Annotated in this window: 16 protein-coding genes and 2 tRNA genes; 10 read left to right on the top strand and 8 right to left on the bottom strand. The window is 68.0% G+C overall.

Going from position 1 to position 14,487, the window contains the following annotated elements:
• The 7 genes from AC07R7_RS02285 to gafZ all read left to right on the top strand — a co-directional run bounded on the left by AC07R7_RS02285 (position 1) and on the right by gafZ (position 5,205).
• A tRNA-Gly gene (locus AC07R7_RS02285) sits at positions 1-75 on the top strand.
• Positions 76-125: 50 nt separating this feature from the next.
• A tRNA-Gly gene (locus AC07R7_RS02280) sits at positions 126-200 on the top strand.
• 111 nt (positions 201-311) lie between these two features.
• Complete coding sequence (locus AC07R7_RS02275; RefSeq protein WP_494633974.1) at positions 312-2,096, top strand: DUF885 domain-containing protein; 1,785 nt, start codon at positions 312-314, stop codon at positions 2,094-2,096.
• 2 nt (positions 2,097-2,098) lie between these two features.
• Complete coding sequence (locus AC07R7_RS02270; protein ID WP_494633972.1) at positions 2,099-3,031, top strand: sugar kinase; 933 nt, start codon at positions 2,099-2,101, stop codon at positions 3,029-3,031.
• A 15-nt stretch (positions 3,032-3,046) separates the two neighbouring features.
• Positions 3,047-3,982, top strand: a complete 936-nt coding sequence (locus tag AC07R7_RS02265; RefSeq protein WP_494633970.1) for a hypothetical protein — start codon at positions 3,047-3,049, stop codon at positions 3,980-3,982.
• A 120-nt stretch (positions 3,983-4,102) separates the two neighbouring features.
• A complete protein-coding gene (gene gafY / locus AC07R7_RS02260) occupies positions 4,103-4,474 on the top strand; it encodes a gene transfer agent production transcriptional regulator GafY/HdaB (RefSeq protein WP_395442938.1) in 372 nt (123 codons plus the stop codon).
• 62 nt (positions 4,475-4,536) lie between these two features.
• Entirely contained in the window at positions 4,537-5,205 is a 669-nt protein-coding gene (gene gafZ / locus AC07R7_RS02255; RefSeq protein ID WP_494634268.1) for a gene transfer agent activator GafZ, read from the top strand.
• Between the two features lie 60 nt (positions 5,206-5,265).
• Here the strand turns inward: gafZ and AC07R7_RS02250 are convergent, their stop codons facing one another.
• Entirely contained in the window at positions 5,266-6,015 is a 750-nt protein-coding gene (locus AC07R7_RS02250; RefSeq protein ID WP_494633968.1) for a glucose 1-dehydrogenase, read from the bottom strand.
• A gap of 382 nt (positions 6,016-6,397) precedes the next feature.
• On the opposite strand from AC07R7_RS02250, the gene AC07R7_RS02245 reads away from it, so the two are divergent.
• Entirely contained in the window at positions 6,398-7,060 is a 663-nt protein-coding gene (locus AC07R7_RS02245) for a hypothetical protein (RefSeq protein WP_494633967.1), read from the top strand.
• Here AC07R7_RS02245 and AC07R7_RS02240 read toward each other — a convergent pair.
• Entirely contained in the window at positions 7,057-7,380 is a 324-nt protein-coding gene (locus tag AC07R7_RS02240; RefSeq protein ID WP_494633965.1) for a hypothetical protein, read from the bottom strand. The genes AC07R7_RS02245 and AC07R7_RS02240 overlap by 4 nt on opposite strands.
• 155 nt (positions 7,381-7,535) lie before the next feature.
• Here AC07R7_RS02240 and AC07R7_RS02235 point away from each other — a divergent pair, with 155 nt between their 5' ends.
• Entirely contained in the window at positions 7,536-8,243 is a 708-nt protein-coding gene (locus AC07R7_RS02235; protein ID WP_494633963.1) for a LamG-like jellyroll fold domain-containing protein, read from the top strand.
• A gap of 212 nt (positions 8,244-8,455) precedes the next feature.
• Here AC07R7_RS02235 and AC07R7_RS02230 read toward each other — a convergent pair whose 3' ends face one another.
• From AC07R7_RS02230 to AC07R7_RS02210, 5 genes are all read right to left on the bottom strand, one after another.
• The gene (locus AC07R7_RS02230) at positions 8,456-8,749 is read right to left on the bottom strand and encodes an ArsR/SmtB family transcription factor (RefSeq protein ID WP_492883232.1); all 294 of its coding nucleotides are present in this window, start codon (positions 8,747-8,749) and stop codon (positions 8,456-8,458) included.
• 94 nt (positions 8,750-8,843) lie between these two features.
• A complete protein-coding gene (locus AC07R7_RS02225; protein WP_492883234.1) occupies positions 8,844-9,293 on the bottom strand; it encodes a PA2169 family four-helix-bundle protein in 450 nt (149 codons plus the stop codon).
• 54 nt (positions 9,294-9,347) lie between these two features.
• The gene (gene trhO, locus AC07R7_RS02220; RefSeq protein ID WP_494633960.1) at positions 9,348-10,298 is read right to left on the bottom strand and encodes an oxygen-dependent tRNA uridine(34) hydroxylase TrhO; all 951 of its coding nucleotides are present in this window, start codon (positions 10,296-10,298) and stop codon (positions 9,348-9,350) included.
• A complete protein-coding gene (locus AC07R7_RS02215; protein WP_492835136.1) occupies positions 10,291-10,731 on the bottom strand; it encodes a SufE family protein in 441 nt (146 codons plus the stop codon). The genes trhO and AC07R7_RS02215 overlap by 8 nt, the downstream gene beginning before the upstream one ends.
• 43 nt (positions 10,732-10,774) lie before the next feature.
• The gene (locus tag AC07R7_RS02210; protein WP_492883240.1) at positions 10,775-11,569 is read right to left on the bottom strand and encodes a sensor histidine kinase; all 795 of its coding nucleotides are present in this window, start codon (positions 11,567-11,569) and stop codon (positions 10,775-10,777) included.
• Positions 11,570-11,766: 197 nt separating this feature from the next.
• On the opposite strand from AC07R7_RS02210, the gene divJ reads away from it, so the two are divergent.
• Positions 11,767-13,518 carry a cell cycle sensor histidine kinase DivJ gene (gene divJ / locus AC07R7_RS02205; RefSeq protein WP_494633958.1) on the top strand — a complete coding sequence of 584 codons (1,752 nt, stop codon included), beginning with the start codon at positions 11,767-11,769 and terminating at the stop codon, positions 13,516-13,518.
• Here the strand turns inward: divJ and AC07R7_RS02200 are convergent, their stop codons facing one another.
• Positions 13,519-14,442 carry a hypothetical protein gene (locus AC07R7_RS02200; RefSeq protein ID WP_494633956.1) on the bottom strand — a complete coding sequence of 308 codons (924 nt, stop codon included), beginning with the start codon at positions 14,440-14,442 and terminating at the stop codon, positions 13,519-13,521.
• Between the last annotated feature and the right edge of the window lie 45 nt (positions 14,443-14,487).

Below are 14,487 nucleotides of genomic sequence, written 5' to 3'. Positions count from 1 at the left end.
GCGGGCGTAGCTCAGTGGTAGAGCACAACCTTGCCAAGGTTGGGGTCGAGAGTTCGAATCTCTTCGCCCGCTCCATTCTTTCGGAATTACCGGGGGAATGGAGCGACTATATATCTCGCGAATGGGCGGGCGTAGCTCAGTGGTAGAGCACAACCTTGCCAAGGTTGGGGTCGAGAGTTCGAATCTCTTCGCCCGCTCCATTCTCGATCATCTTCTGAAAATTCAGACGCCTCTGATCAGTCCTCGCCAAGGGACTGCCGTGAGCGATTCGCGTGTCGCCGGGCGATCCGCGTTCGCCTAAGCTGCGCCTCATGACTCGCATCGCACCCTGGCGCGCCGCCCTGGCCGGCGTCTGTTTCGCCGCCCTGGTCGTTTCGGCCGTGTCAGCCGCGCCCTCCGATACCCTGACCAGCCTGGTCGCCCGCTACGAGGCGCTCGGCGCCGCCGACGAGGATCCCGATTCCGGCGGTTCGAATGAAAGCCGCTGGCGGCTGCCCGATGTCTCGCCGGCCGCGGACGCCGAGCGCTTGGCCAAGCTGAACGCGATCTCGAGCGCCCTGTCGTCGATGGACACCAAGGGTCTCTCCGACGAGGAGACGTTGACCCGCGACCTGCTGGCGTGGACCGTCAAGGACCGCATCGAGGCCGCCGGCTACGACGAGTCGCGGATGCCGTTCAGCAGCGATGGCGGCTTCGACGTCATGATGCTGTACCGCGCCAGTGGCATGAAGCTGAAGAGCGAGGCCGAGGCCAAGCGCTGGATCGGCCTGCTGAACAGCATGCCCGGTTGGTACGCGGCCAATATCGACAATACCCGTCGCGGCGTGAAGACCGGCTTCGTCCAGGCCATTCCGACCGCCCAGGCGGTGCAAGAGCGCGCCCAGCGCGCCGTCGCCACGCCGCTGGCCGACGATCCGTTGATGACGCCGCTGCGCGGCCTGCCGGCCACGATCCCGGAGGCGACGCGCGCGGCGCTGGTGGCCGAGGGCGAGAAGGCGATGACCGACAAGGTCGCCCCGGCCCGCGCCACCTTCCTCAAGTTCATGAACGACGAGTACGTCCCGCACGCGGCCAGGAGCCTGGCGGCCTCGGACCTGCCAGACGGCAAGCGCTACTACGCCTTCCTGGCCCGCCGGCACACGACCACCACCCTGACGCCGGACCAGATCCACGACATCGGCCAGTCCGAGGTAGCTCGCATCCGCGCCCGCATGCAGGAGACCATGAAGGCCGCCGGATTCCAGGGCGATCTGCCGGCCTTCCTGGCCATGCTGCGCAAGGATCCGCGCTTCTACGCCACCAGCCGCCAGCAGTTGCTGGAGAAATCCAGCGAGATCGCCAAGCGCGCCGACGATCAGTTGCCAGCCCACTTCGGGATCCTGCCGCGCCTGACCTACGGCGTGCGGCCGGTGCCGGCCAGCATCGAGAAGGGCTACACCACCGGCCGCTACTTCGGCGGCGACGCCAAGGTCGGTCGCGCCGGCGGGCTGATGATCAACACCTCGGAGTTGGACCAGCGACCGCTGTACGAACTGCCGGCCCTGGTGCTGCATGAGGGCGCGCCCGGCCACCATATCCAGATCTCTCTGGCCGCCGAGCAGATCAATGTTCCGGAGTTCCGCCGCAACCTCTACTTCACCGCGTTCGGCGAGGGCTGGGGCCTCTATTCGGAATGGCTGGGCGAGGAGATGGGGATCTATCGCGACCCCTACGAGGTCTTCGGCCGCCTGTCCTACGAGATGTGGCGCGCCTGCCGCCTGGTGGCCGACACCGGCATGCACTGGAAGGGCTGGACCCTGGAGCAGGCCCGCGCCTGCTTCACCGACAATACGGCCCTGTCGCCGACCAATATCGAGGTCGAACTCAAGCGCTATGTCTCCTGGCCCGGCCAGGCCCTGGCCTACAAGATCGGCGAGCTGAGGCTTCTGGACCTGCGCAAGCGGGCCGAGGCCAGGCTGGGCGACAGGTTCGACGAACGCGGCTTCCACGATGCGGTGCTGCTGCACGGCTCGCTGCCGCTGGCGGTGCTGGAGACCCGGATCGACGCCTGGATCGACCAGCAATCCCAGGCCCAACCGGCCAAGAAGAAGGACTGAGCGTGGCCAGGATCACAGTGCTGGGCGAGTGCATGGTCGAGCTCTCGCCAGAATCTTCACCGGGGAATGGGAGCGCCGACAGTATCTATCGGATGGGTTTCGCCGGCGACACCTTCAACACGGCCATCTACATGGCGCGCCTGGGTGATGAGGTCGCCTATTGCACGGCGCTCGGGCAGGGCGATCCGTTCAGCGAGGGCGTGCTGTCGGCCATGCGCCGCGAGGGGATCGATACGCGGTTGGTCCGCCAGGTCGAGAACCGTCTGCCGGGCCTCTACGCCATCGTCCTGGACGAGCACGGCGAGCGGAAGTTCCACTACTGGCGCGAGCGGGCCCCGATCCGCGACCTGTTCTCGGCCCACACCGCCGACCAGCTGATCGAGGCGGCCAAGGCGAGCGGCCTCGTCTACCTGTCGGGCGTGACCCTGGCGGTGGTCGGTGACATCGGCCGGGCGCGGCTGAAGGACATTCTGGCCTATGTCCACTCGCTGGGCGTCGCCGTGGCCCTGGACTTCAACTACCGCCCGGCCCTGTGGCCCAGCCCCGAGGCCGCGCGCGCGGCCCTGGACGGCGTCGTGCCGTCGTGCCGCTACATCTCGCTGAGCAGCGAGGACAGCCGTCCGCTGTACGGCCGCGAGGCCGAGGACCTGGCCGCCGAATGGGCCGCCGCCGGCGCCGAGGTGGTGGCCCGTGACGAGAGCCACGCGGTCAATGTCCACCAGCCGGAAGGCCGCACGGCCACGCCGCCGCCGGGCAGGGTGAAGGCCGTCGACACCACGGGGGCAGGGGACAGCTTCAACGCCGCCTACCTGTCGTCGCGGCTGGAGGGGCTCCCCATTCCGGAAGCGGTGGGACGCGCGCACGCGCTGGCTGCGCTGGTGGTCTCGCACCGAGGTGCTATCCTGCCGCACGGTGTCGCCCTCGAGGGCGTCTAGTTATCCAGAAGCTCCATGCGTGAGTTCGATCTCAAAGCCGACCGCCTGCAGTCGGCGCTTACCAAGCGTTTTCTGATCCCGGCGCTCCCCGCCCTTGAGGCGACGTTCATGGCCCTGCGCGGCGAGACCGACCAGGCCTTGGCGGTTGAAGCGTGCGGGCGCTACGGCAAGCCCTACCCCTATGGCATGTGCCTGGAGATCACGATCGATGTCCTGTCGCGGCTGAACGCACGGCCCGCCAAGCCCCGATCGGCGGGCGAGCGGGCGCTGAAGGCATTCTTCGACAACGGCGGCCAGGGGCGGATGGTCTGGGGCGCTCTGCGCGATCGGTATTTCCAGAACGCGATCCAGTTGGGCGCGCTGTATGTCGATGTGTCGAACGATACCGTCGACGTGCGGAAGGCCAAGGTCGAAATCCTGCCGATGAAGGAGTCGGGACTGGCCCTGGTGCGGGACGCCGCGCACTTCGTTCGGATCGCCAGCGGCTACTGGGATATGGCCTTCTACGCCAACACGGCCTTGCCGTCGCTGGCCCCGGCGTTCCCGATGATCGCGGTCGACCGGAAGGGCGGGATCCAGATCCAAGCCAAGACCAGCTACATGATGCGCCTGTTCGGCGCTGACGGCTTTCACCTGGCGGAACAGTGGTTGCGGGAGGGGCCGCCCGCGCCGTTCACGGTGACCCAGGCGGTGCGAGACGCTTGTTCGCCGGACCTGTTGGCCGCCGACCCCAGGGTCGGGGCCGACGAGGCCATTCGCGCTTGCGAACGCCTGCGCCTTGCCGGGACGGTCGTGGACGACGCCTGGGTCGCGGGCATGCAGGCGCTGTTAGACCAGGCGCCCGCGACGCGAATCGCCCTTCCGACACCCGTCGCCGAACGGGGTGTGATCGCGGACGAACGACGTACGAATGCTCGCCCGATTGTGGGTGTAGAGTCTATTGCCGCATAGGGAAATCAAAGCCTTAGGCGCATGAAGCTTGAGTGAAATAGGAATATCTTCCTCTCTTTGTGAAAATATACCTATAGTGGTCCTCGCCCGCCGCGCTCGCGGCAGGGAGGAGAGGACGCCATGCTGGTTGAAGCCCTTGAGGACATCTGGGCGATTACGCCCGATCCCCGCCGCGATCGCCTGACGGTCGGCTTTGTCACCCATCTCGTTTCCCTGGCCACCGGGGTGCCGGCGGTCGAGATCAGCGCGCCCCGGCGCGCCACCCACGCCGCCGTCCGCGCGCGGCAACTGGCCATCTACCTGACCCACATCACCTTCCACTGGTCGCTGGCGCGGGTGGCCTTCGCGTTCGGTCGCGACCGCACCACCTGCGGCCACGCCTGCCGCAAGATCGAGGACATGCGCGAGGACGTGACCTTCGATCGCCGGCTCTCGGACCTGGAAGCCTGCCTGCGGCAGGCGCCGGCCCATGCCGAGGAGATCCCGGCGTGAGCGCGGCCCCCGACGAGGTCTTCGATGCGGAGCTGGAAGCTCGCCGTCTGGCCGAACGCGCTATGCGGCTGTTGTCTCGTCCCGGCGCGGTGGTCGAGGCGCGGGGCCTGGGCTACGGCGTACGCCTGGGCGCCAGCCGCCGGCGCTGCGTGATGCTGACCCTGGACGAGGCGGCGTTCCAGGCGTTGGCCCGCGAGGCCACGCTAAGGCCGCGCCCCCAGGGCGGCTGGACGATGACGGCGCGGCCGGAGCCTGTCGCGTCGCCGCCACCCGGACGGCCGGGCGTGATCGAGGCGGAGGTCGCCGGCCCCGGCGGCCCGGTGCGGCGCAATCTCGGCGAGTCGCCGATCGCCTGGCTGGCGCGCCGTCGCGATGGAGATGGGCAGCCTTGGCTGACGCCGATCGAGGCCGCCGCCGGCGAGCGGCTGCGCGAGGAATTCGAAAGCCTGGGAACCCAGGGACGGATGACCATGCGCTGGGACGCGACGCCTCGCGTCGACGGCGGCCTCCCCGGCCTGGCGCCGGCTGAACGCGACATCGCGACCCGCGAGCGGGTCGCCAAGGCGCTGGCGGCGGTGGGCCCGGGGTTGCGGGAAATCCTTGAGCGAGTCTGCTTGCTCGGCTCGGCGCTGGAGACGGCCGAGCGGTCGCTGAAGCTGCCGCGCCGGGCGGGCAAGACGGTCCTGAAACTCGCCCTGCAGCGCCTGGCGCGGCACTATCGGATGGCGTGACGTGAGCGCGTCAGGCGAAGTGTGGGCGGTTCGCCGCCCGGACGCGCTCCAGACAGACGGTTAGCGGTTGCCGCCGGCGACGGCGATGATCTCGCCGGTGATCCAGAAGCTTTCCGGCGAGGCCAGGAAAGTCGCCACCGGCGCGATGTCCGACGGCTGGCCCATGCGGCCGAGCGGGGTCTGGGCGATCATCTGGGTCTCCAGATCGCTGCCGATGATGCCCACGGTGTGGGTGCCTGCGGTCTCGACCGCGCCGGGCGAGATGGCGTTGACGCGGATCTTGCGCGGACCCAGCTCCTTGGCCAGGACGCGGGTGATGGAGTCCACCGAGGCCTTGGTGGCGGTATAGACCGAGGCCGTCGGGATATCGACGGTGGTCGCCGCCGAGCTGATGTTGATCACGCTGCCGCCATCGGCGCCGAAGCGCCTGGCCGCTTCCTGGGTGGCCAGCAGCAGGCCCAGGACGTTGATGTTGAACTGGCGATGGAAGTGTTCCTCGGTGACGTCTTCCAGGGCGGCGAATTCATAGACGCCGGCGTTGTTCACCAGGATGTCGACGCCGCCGAACGCCTTGTGGGCCTCGTCGAACAGCCGAGTGACATCGGCGCTCTTGGCGACGTCGCCGTGGACCGCGATGGCCTTGCCGCCCGCGGCAATGATCTCGGCCGCGACTTTGTCGGCGCCCTCGCGGCTGGAGGCGTAGTTGACGGCGACGGCCGCGCCTTCGGCGGCCAGGGCCTTGGCGATGGCCGCGCCGATGCCCTTCGAGGCGCCCGTGACGACGGCGGTCTTGCCAGCAAGCTTGCTCATGATCTCTCTCACTCTTCGGCGCCCTAACGGCGCATGCTTCGGCATTTAGATAATCATCGAAATGATTCAATGAGCGAGGCTCGAGAGATTTTCTGACGGGCTTGTCGGTACAGGCTAGAAGTGTCCCGGAAAAAGGTTAGGGCTGTCAAAACTGCGAAGCAGTTGCATTGAGGCTGTGCGGCGGGGCAGCCTGGCGCCAATAAGAGACGTTGGTGCGGCTCCAAGAAGGCGACGTTCACGCGCCCTGCGTTGGGCAGATTACTCGGGGCTGAACGTGCCGCAGCCCTACCTGGTCAGGTACAGCTCGTGACGCTACTAGCTTTGCAGCGCCTTACCCGGTCAAGGTCAGGGCCCAACAACGCCCGTCACAAGTCACCCGCCGATGTCGCTATCGCTCAGCCCCGCCGCAATCCGAAAAGTCTATTCAAAGCCCGCGCCCGCCGGGCGCGCATACCCGGAGTTTCCGGACTTGCCGCAAACGCAGGCCGTGACCGTCCCGGTCGCACCGGCTCCGAACGCGCAGCGGCTGAAGTGCTTCTACAATGTGCGTGATGCCTGCGCGAAATCCTCGGGCGATATCGCCTTTGGTTGGGCGATCTGGACTTGGCCATCGGTCAATATCGAAGCGATCCACCATGCCGTCTGGCGTCAACCAAGTGGGACGCTCGTGGATATCACCCCGCCCGAGCTGACCGTGCCAGGCATCACCTTCATCGAAGACGCCGGCGTCGCGTTCGATCTCGACGACATCCTAGCCGAGCCACTTCCGACCAACACGCATTGGAGCCGCACCTCGCCGGCCGCTGCCGCCTATCGAGAGGCCTATGACGAGGTGCAGCGCCTCGATCGGGTGCTTGGTGACTACCTCAAGGCTAACGGTGAGACTTGGGGCGATACCAACCAAGCTCGCAACGCTGCCAGGGCGAGCCTGATCCTTGAGCTTGCAAACCAATGCGGCCCAGCCGATCCATGCTTTTGCGGCGCGACAGAGACGTTCAGCGAATGCTGCGCCGGGAATTTCACCCAGGCGCCGGCGGGCCCTTAAATCGAGGCACGACTATCGACGATATCCGTCAGAACGTGGCTCAGCGGACGGATCTCGTCGGTGACGATGTCGAGAACCGCGACCGGCAACGCAAATGCCGCGCGCTCCTGAGCGAGCCGATCCGTGCAAGGGCGCCAAGCGTCTCCGTTCAGCGCTGCAGCTTTCGACAGCAGCCGGACCGAGGCGGCGAAGGCGTCCGGTGAAGAGGGGGGCCGCCAGCCCAGCGCGCAGGGCGGCTGCACGAGAGGGGCGCGCTGGACGCGCTCGACAAGCACATCGATTGTATGCTCTTCCGGGGCAGCGTTAGCCTGTTCGCTCAATTTGTGCGTTTAGCAAAACCCTTGAAAAGCCGTTGTCTGGAAAGGACAGCTCAAACCTGCGCCGACAGGGCTGTCGGGTTCGCCCGCCAAGCATGGCCTTTATGCGGCCATGCGTGACGATGAAAGTGGCGTGGTCCCACCACCAAGAGCCTCAAATGTCCGGCAATGCTCAAACCCGTCGGGCCGCGATCGGCGGCGCCGCGCTGTCGATAGCCTCGGCCAGCTCCCTGGCAGCCCTCGCCGCGCCACGCGTCGCCGTCGGGACGGGCCTGGAGACCGGAGCGATCCGGGCCATCGGCGTTGAGACGGCGCGGACGGACTATCGGGGCCATCCCGCCCTGCGCGCCACGGCGTTGGAAAACGTCCCCGAGCTCGACCGGCTGGTGGTGCTGGACACGCCCGCCTTCGGCGACGGCGTCATCGAAGCCTGGATAAGCGGCACCCCGAGCGTGACAGCCAGCGCCACGGCGCGAGGCTTCGTGGGCGTGGCCTTTCGGGTGCGCGAGGAAGCCAAGCTGGAGGCCATCTATCTGCGTCCGACCAACGGCCGGGCCGACGACCAGTTACGCCGCAACCATGCCGTCCAATACATCTCGCACCCCGACTATCCCTGGGAGCGGCTGCGCGCCGAAGCCCCAGCCATGTACGAGACCTATGTCGATCTCGAACCTGGTCGGTGGACGCACGTGCGAATCGTGGTGTCGGGCCCCAAGGCCCGGCTACATGTCGACGGCGCCGAGCAGCCGACCCTGATCGTCGGCGACCTCAAGCACGGCGCCGACGCCAAGGGCGCCGTGGCGCTCTGGATCGGCCCCGGCACGCTGGCCCATTTCAGCGGCGTGCGGGTCACGTCTAGGGCGTAGAGAGGATCAAGCGCTTCAGCACGACAGCATGGCGATGGCGGCGATGGTCCGGGAAACGATCGCGGCTGGATGCGACCTATGATGCGGCCATGCGGGCCTCGGTGTTTGAGCCGCCCGGCATGTCGCACACGCCCTTCAAATAAGCCAAGGCTCCGGCAGACGACCATGCCACCCCGCAGCCCTGCTATTTAGAAGAGCCTATCGCGCTGTCTTCAGATCTCCGCCAGCTGGGCGAGGTAGGCGTTCAGGACATCGCGCTGCAGGATCAGGAACGCGAACTTGCCCTGGCGGCAAATGCGGATCAGGCCGGCCGTCTCGAGCTCCTTCATGTGATGCGAGAAGGTGGCGGCGCTGACCGCCACGTGCTGGGCGAGCGCCCCGCAGGCCGTTGGTGCGCTGTTGGCGCCGACCTCCTTGAGAATCTGGCGTCGACGCGGCTCGGCCAGGGCCTTGGCGATCAGATTGACCTGGCGTTCATCGAGAACGGGGCGCGACGCGTCTTCCATGGCCTTCATATGCGATCGGTCGAGCGCGGAGGCAAATCCCCATGCGAAAGGGCGAGACCTTTCGATCCCGCCCTTTGCCGTTCTGGCGCTGAACCTAGTGCTTCAACGACAGCTTGAGATCGCGCATCTGATCGTGGCCGGACTTCACCGAGGTCCAGGCCTTTTCGATGACCGTGCGGGTCTGGGCGTCGACGTCGGTGTCCTGCAGGGCCTTTTCGTACTTGGCCTTGATGTGGTCCTCGCCGGCCTCGACCTCGTTGACCACGGCCTCGTCGCCCTTGGTGATCGAGTCCTTCAGGTTCAGGAAGACGCGGTGGGCGGCCGCCAGGATGGTGCCGTCGTCCTTGGCCTCGCCGCCCAGGCGGCGAACCTCGTCCTGCAGTTCCGAGGCGATAGAGCGGCGTTCCTGGGCGCGGCGCTCGAACAGATCCTTGTAGCGCGAGGCGTCGGCGTCCTTGGCGGCTTCGGCATAGCCGTCGGCGCTGTCGATGGTGGTTTCGACCAGGCCATTGACGAGCTTGATGTGGTCTTCGTTCGTATGCATGGGGCGGCTCCTACAGAAGGGGAGCCGGGTCAACGCGGGGCGACCGCGAAGCGTTCAGCTTGGCCTTGAAGGAAAAGTGGCGCCGACGTGTTCGATGCCCAGGGCCTCGCAGCGCCGCGCCTGGCGGTGTCGCTCGGCGGCGCGGGCCTTTTGGTCCTCGCTGCGCTGGTCGTGGCAGGTTGGACAGGCGACGCCTTCGACATACAGCGGGGAGGTCTGGGCCTCGGCGCTGACCGGCATCCGGCAGCCGCGGCACAGGACGTGTGTCCCTGGCGACAGGCCGTGGCCGACCGCGACCCGCTCGTCGAACACGAAGCACTCGCCGCGCCAGAGGCTTTCCGGCTCGGGCACCTGTTCCAGATAGTCGAGAACGCCGCCCTTGAGGTGGAACACCTGCTCGACCCCCTCGGCCTTCAGGAAGGCGGTCGACTTCTCGCAGCGGATGCCGCCGGTGCAGTACATGGCCACCTTCAGCGGCGGGGCGTCCGGGCCACGCTTGGCCTCCAGGCCCGCGCGATAGTCGCGGAACCAGGCGGGGAATTCCGAGAAGCTGGCCGTCTTGGGATCGACCGCGCGCGCGAACGACCCGACGGCGACCTCGTAGTCGTTGCGGGTGTCGATCACCACGACGTCGGGATCGGCGATCAGGGCGTTCCAGTCGGCGGGCTCGACATAGGTCCCGGCGTCGGTCGGATCGAGGTCCGGCTCGCCCAGGGTGACGATCTCTTTCTTGAGGCGGACCTTCATCCGGTAGAACGGCATGCGCTCGGCCCAGGCGGTCTTGGGCGTCAGGTCCGAACAGCCGGGCAGGGCGCGGATGTGCTCCAGCACCGCCTCGATGGCGGCGTCCTCGCCGGCGATGGTGCCGTTGAGACCCTCGCGGGCCAGCAGCAGGGTGCCCTTGACGCCGAGGCGACAGCACAAGGCCGCCAGAGGCCCCTGGATCGCCGCCGGATCCTCGAACCGCGTGAAGCGATAGAGCGCCGCGACGCGATACTCAGCCAAGGCGGGGCGTCCCAAGGGCTTCCTGGGCGTCGCGCCGGATGCGGGCGACCATCGACTTCAGGCCGTTCGAGCGTTGCGACGACAGAGCTTCGGACAGGCCCAGCTTGTCCATCGCGCCCTTGGCGTCGAAGGCGACGATATCGGCGGGCGTGCGGCCGGAATAGAGGCGCAGCATGATGGCGACCAGGCCGCTGACGATATGGGCGTCGCTGTCGCCCTTGAACGCCAGGGTCCCGTCGGCCTGGGGTAGGGTGACCAGCCACACCTGGCTGGCGCAGCCGCGCACCTTGTTGTCTTCCGAGCGCTCGGCGTCGGTCAGCGGCGCGAGTTCCTTGCCCAGCTCGATCACGTAGCGATAGCGCTCTTCCCAGTCGCCCAGGAGCTCGAACTCGTCGGCGAGGTCGTTGAGGGCGGCGTCGATCGGACTGGTCATGGCGGCCAATTAGGGGGCGCGCCGGTTCAAGGCAAGCTCGCGCCTACGCGACGGGAAGGATGAGCCGCGCCAGGAACCCCGCGCCCAGGCTGGACGACAGCTTCAGTTGCCCGCCCATGGCCCGCGACAGCAGGTCGACGATCGGCAGGCCCAGGCCGACGCCTTCGTTGGAACGGGTCAGGGCCGAGCCGCCCTGTTCGAACGGTTGCAGCAGGCGCGGCAGCTCGGCGCTCTCCACGCCGGGGCCCTGGTCGCGGATGGTGATCTCGATCTCGCCGCCGATCTTGCCGGCGGCGACATGCACGACTCCCCCGGCGGGCGAGTGCGTAACGGCGTTCTGCAAGAGGTTGGTGAGCATGGTCCGCAAGCCGCGACTATCGGCGATGACCGCCGGCAGGGCGCCTTGATTGACCACGTGGACGATGACGTCGCGGCGTCGGATCTCGGCCCTCAGGCCGTCGATCACGTCGTCCAGCGCTTCGTCCAGAGGCTCGGGCGTCATCTCGATGTCGGTGACGTGACCCTCCAGGCGGGCGATCTCGACGATCTGGTTGACCAGCTTCAGGAGCTTCATGCCGCTTTCGTGCACGATACCCGCATATTCCTTGTACTGCGGGTTCCCGAGCGGTCCGTAGAGTTCGTGCGAGAGGATCTCGGAGAAACCGATCACGGCGTTGAGCGGGGTGCGCAGTTCGTGGCTGACCATGCGCAGGAACGACCGCTTGCGATCGTCGAGGGCCAGGCGGCGGCGCTCGTTCGCGGCCGCCCGGCGATCGGCCGAGTCGGAGTCCGCGAAGGTGCGGTCGGACAGCGTGTCCAGGGACACCGGTTCTGGCATGACGGACTCCCGGACCTTCTGTCCGTAGTGACTTCGGACCCGGAGGATGCCGGCTCGCGCTTACGATTCCGTTTCCGTCCACAGCGCTTCCACGAGGAAAGATCGCTTAACGATTGTGCGGCCTTGGAGGGAAGGGCTCCCTCGCGTTAAGGTTTGACGACGGTGCCTCCCCGCCGCGCTTGCAAGTCGACCGGCCCTTGGAATTCGAAACGCTTCCAGACCCGATCCGACGCCCCGCCCCCCAGGCGGGGTTGGACCCCGCGCATGCATGGCGTCTGGGCTGGCTGGCGGCCATCTGCCTGGCCGCGGCCGCGACGTTGTTCGCCAACAGCGCCGGCGGCTGGCCCGTCTGGGCGGCCCTGGGCGCCGGCGCGGTCCCGGCCCTTGTGGCCTTGGTCTTCTCACGCGACGACGAGCGCACCCAGTCGGTGCTGCTGGTTTTGTGGGCCGTGGGCGGCTCGCTGGCGGCGGTGCTGACGGGCGGAGTCTCCGGCGCCATGGCGGCCTGGTGCCTGGCGCCCGTCGCGGCGGCCTCGACCCTGGACCAACCCAAGCGTCTGGCCGAGGGCGCGGCCCTGGCCCTGATCGGCGGCTGCGTCGCCGCCCTGACCCAGCTTTCGGGCCTGGCCCCGCCGGCCCCGATGGGCCCGGTGGCCTTCGTGCTGGGCTTTCTGGCCCTGGTCACCACGGGCCTCGGCCTGGCCGCGGGCCTCTTGATCGGTCGCCGCCGCCAGGGCGCGCGCGACGACCGCTATGCTTCCGAGATCATCGGGCTTGAGAGCCTGCTGGACGGCCTGCCGCAGCTGGCGATCGCGATTCGCGGGCAAGGCCAGGTGACCGCCGTGCGCGGCGCGCCGCCGCGAGGCGTCACGACTGTCGACCTCGTCAATCGTGGCCTGACAGGCGCGGCCGCCCCGGGTGATCGCCAGCGGCTGACCGCCGCCATCGCCGCCGCCCACCGCGAGGGCGTGGCCAGCCTGACCTTCAACCCGGCCCTGGGCGTCGAGCGCACTGTCGCCCTGGATCTGGCCCGCATCGCGCCCAATCAACTGGTGGGCTTGCTGCGCGACGTCACCGTCGAGCGAAACCGCGAGACCGCTCTGGATCAGGCTCGCGTCGACGCCGAGGCCCTGGCCGCCGGCCGCGCTCGCTTCCTGGCCAACATGTCCCACGAGCTGCGCACGCCGCTGAACGCCATCATGGGCTTCTCGGACATCATGCGCGCCAGGATGTTCGGCCCCCTGAGCGACCGCTACGCCGAATATGCCGAGTTGATCCACGAGAGCGGCGGACATCTGCTGGACCTGATCAACGACGTGCTGGACATGTCGAAGATCGAGGCCGAGCGCTTCGAGTTGCAGCGCGGCGTGTTCGACGCTCGCGAGGCGGTGCAGGCGGCCATGCGCCTTTTGCGCGTCCAGGCCGACGGGGCCGGCGTCCAGTTGCGCGGCGTGCTGCCGCCGGGCGAGCTGGAAGTCGACGCCGACCGCCGCGCCCTGAAGCAGATCGTGCTGAACCTCGTCTCCAACGCCCTGAAGTTCACCCCGCGCGGCGGCCAGGTAACGGTCACGGCCCACGGCTATGACGGCGTGCTGGAGATCATCGTCGCCGATACCGGCGTCGGCATCAGCCCCGAGGACCTGGAACGTCTGGGTCGTCCCTATGAGCAGGCCGGCGGCGTCGAACAGCGCGCCAAGGGCACGGGCCTGGGTCTGTCCCTGGTCCGCGCCTTCGCCAAGCTGCACGGCGGCGAGATGACGATCGAGAGCCGCCTGGGCGCCGGCACCAGCGTGGCTGTGCGCCTGCCGGTGCTGCTGGCGCCTCTGAAATCGGTGACGCTGGAAACCCTGACCGAGCCCGCGCCGCCGGCCGAAACCCCGATCGAGGGCGAGCCCAAGCCCGCGCCGACCGCCCTGGGCGACAACGTCATCGCCTTCGCGCCGCGCTGATCAGCGCAGGAACGCGCAGCCCGCCGCGAAATCGCCCACCTCGATATAGGCCTTGCGGGTGACCTCGTCGCCGCCGCGGCCCTGGAACACGAACTCCACCGTGACCGCCTCGCGCGGATCCAGCTTCAACATGGAGTCGATCGCCGCCGGCGGGAAACGGAAGGCTAGGCCGGTCTTGGCGCTGGTCGGCAGCAGGGTGAGGGGCGATTCCTCGCGGGTCTGGGCGGCGAACACCAGGCTGGCGTTACGCGGCGCGACCTTGGCCGCCAGATTCCTGCCCGCGTTGGAGGCGATGTAGGGGCCCAGGGTCCGGCTCGTGTCCCGCATGATGATCCGCGCCGCATAGGGGCGTTGGCCGTTGTCGAAGGTCGCCACCGCCGTCAGCGCCAGGTTGCGGCCCACCAGGCCGAACATCAGACGGTCGCCACCGAAGGTCGCTGGCTGCGACAGCCGCCAGACGGGGATGGTCGCCGACACCGAGCGCTCGGCCTTCCAGGACGCGACATCGCCCGGATAGGTCATGGCCAGCATCTGGGTATAGCCTTCGAAGGCCTTTTTCACCCGCGAGGCGGCCAGGATCAGGTCCTTGGAATCGCAGGCCGCGCCAGCGGCCTTGGCGCGGGCGCGCTGCTCCAGGGCGGTGACCTGCAGTTCGCTGGCGCCGGAGCGCAGGGTCGCACCGCGCGCCTGGGCGCGCGAGGCGTCGAGGGCGACCGAGACGGTAGGCGTGAACAGCCTGCAGCGACCGTCGGCCGCGGTCATCAGCGTGCGTTCGTAGAGCTGGTCGGCGGCGTTGGCGTACAGCGCCGTCGGAACGGCCGCGGCCGTCAAACCGATCAACACCCCGATCCATCGCGCCCAGCGACCTTTCTGGTGCGTCCCGAAGCGCGATAGCCGAAAGTGGAAGCCGGTTTCGGCGGCCATCGCGCGTCAACTCCTGGAAATTCCGCTCACTCATTTAAGGGAGCG

Source organism: Caulobacter sp. GW821-FHT05F04 (assembly GCF_059419665.1).
Note: the sequence above shows the minus strand (reverse complement) of the source record. Positions and strands in the feature narration are given on the sequence as shown.

Bases quoted from the DNA above. Each gene is read 5' to 3' on its own strand.
- AC07R7_RS02225 (WP_492883234.1), bottom strand. From the start codon at position 9,293: ATGCATACGAACGAAGACCACATCAAGCTCGTCAATGGCCTGGTCGAA.
- AC07R7_RS02245 (WP_494633967.1), top strand. From the start codon at position 6,398: ATGTCGCTATCGCTCAGCCCCGCCGCAATCCGAAAAGTCTATTCAAAG.
- AC07R7_RS02200 (WP_494633956.1), bottom strand. From the start codon at position 14,442: ATGGCCGCCGAAACCGGCTTCCACTTTCGGCTATCGCGCTTCGGGACG.
- AC07R7_RS02235 (WP_494633963.1), top strand. From the start codon at position 7,536: ATGTCCGGCAATGCTCAAACCCGTCGGGCCGCGATCGGCGGCGCCGCG.
- gafY (WP_395442938.1), top strand. From the start codon at position 4,103: ATGCTGGTTGAAGCCCTTGAGGACATCTGGGCGATTACGCCCGATCCC.
- AC07R7_RS02250 (WP_494633968.1), bottom strand. From the start codon at position 6,015: ATGAGCAAGCTTGCTGGCAAGACCGCCGTCGTCACGGGCGCCTCGAAG.
- AC07R7_RS02215 (WP_492835136.1), bottom strand. From the start codon at position 10,731: ATGACCAGTCCGATCGACGCCGCCCTCAACGACCTCGCCGACGAGTTC.
- AC07R7_RS02210 (WP_492883240.1), bottom strand. From the start codon at position 11,569: ATGCCAGAACCGGTGTCCCTGGACACGCTGTCCGACCGCACCTTCGCG.
- AC07R7_RS02230 (WP_492883232.1), bottom strand. From the start codon at position 8,749: ATGGAAGACGCGTCGCGCCCCGTTCTCGATGAACGCCAGGTCAATCTG.
- AC07R7_RS02275 (WP_494633974.1), top strand. From the start codon at position 312: ATGACTCGCATCGCACCCTGGCGCGCCGCCCTGGCCGGCGTCTGTTTC.
- gafZ (WP_494634268.1), top strand. From the start codon at position 4,537: ATGCGGCTGTTGTCTCGTCCCGGCGCGGTGGTCGAGGCGCGGGGCCTG.
- AC07R7_RS02265 (WP_494633970.1), top strand. From the start codon at position 3,047: ATGCGTGAGTTCGATCTCAAAGCCGACCGCCTGCAGTCGGCGCTTACC.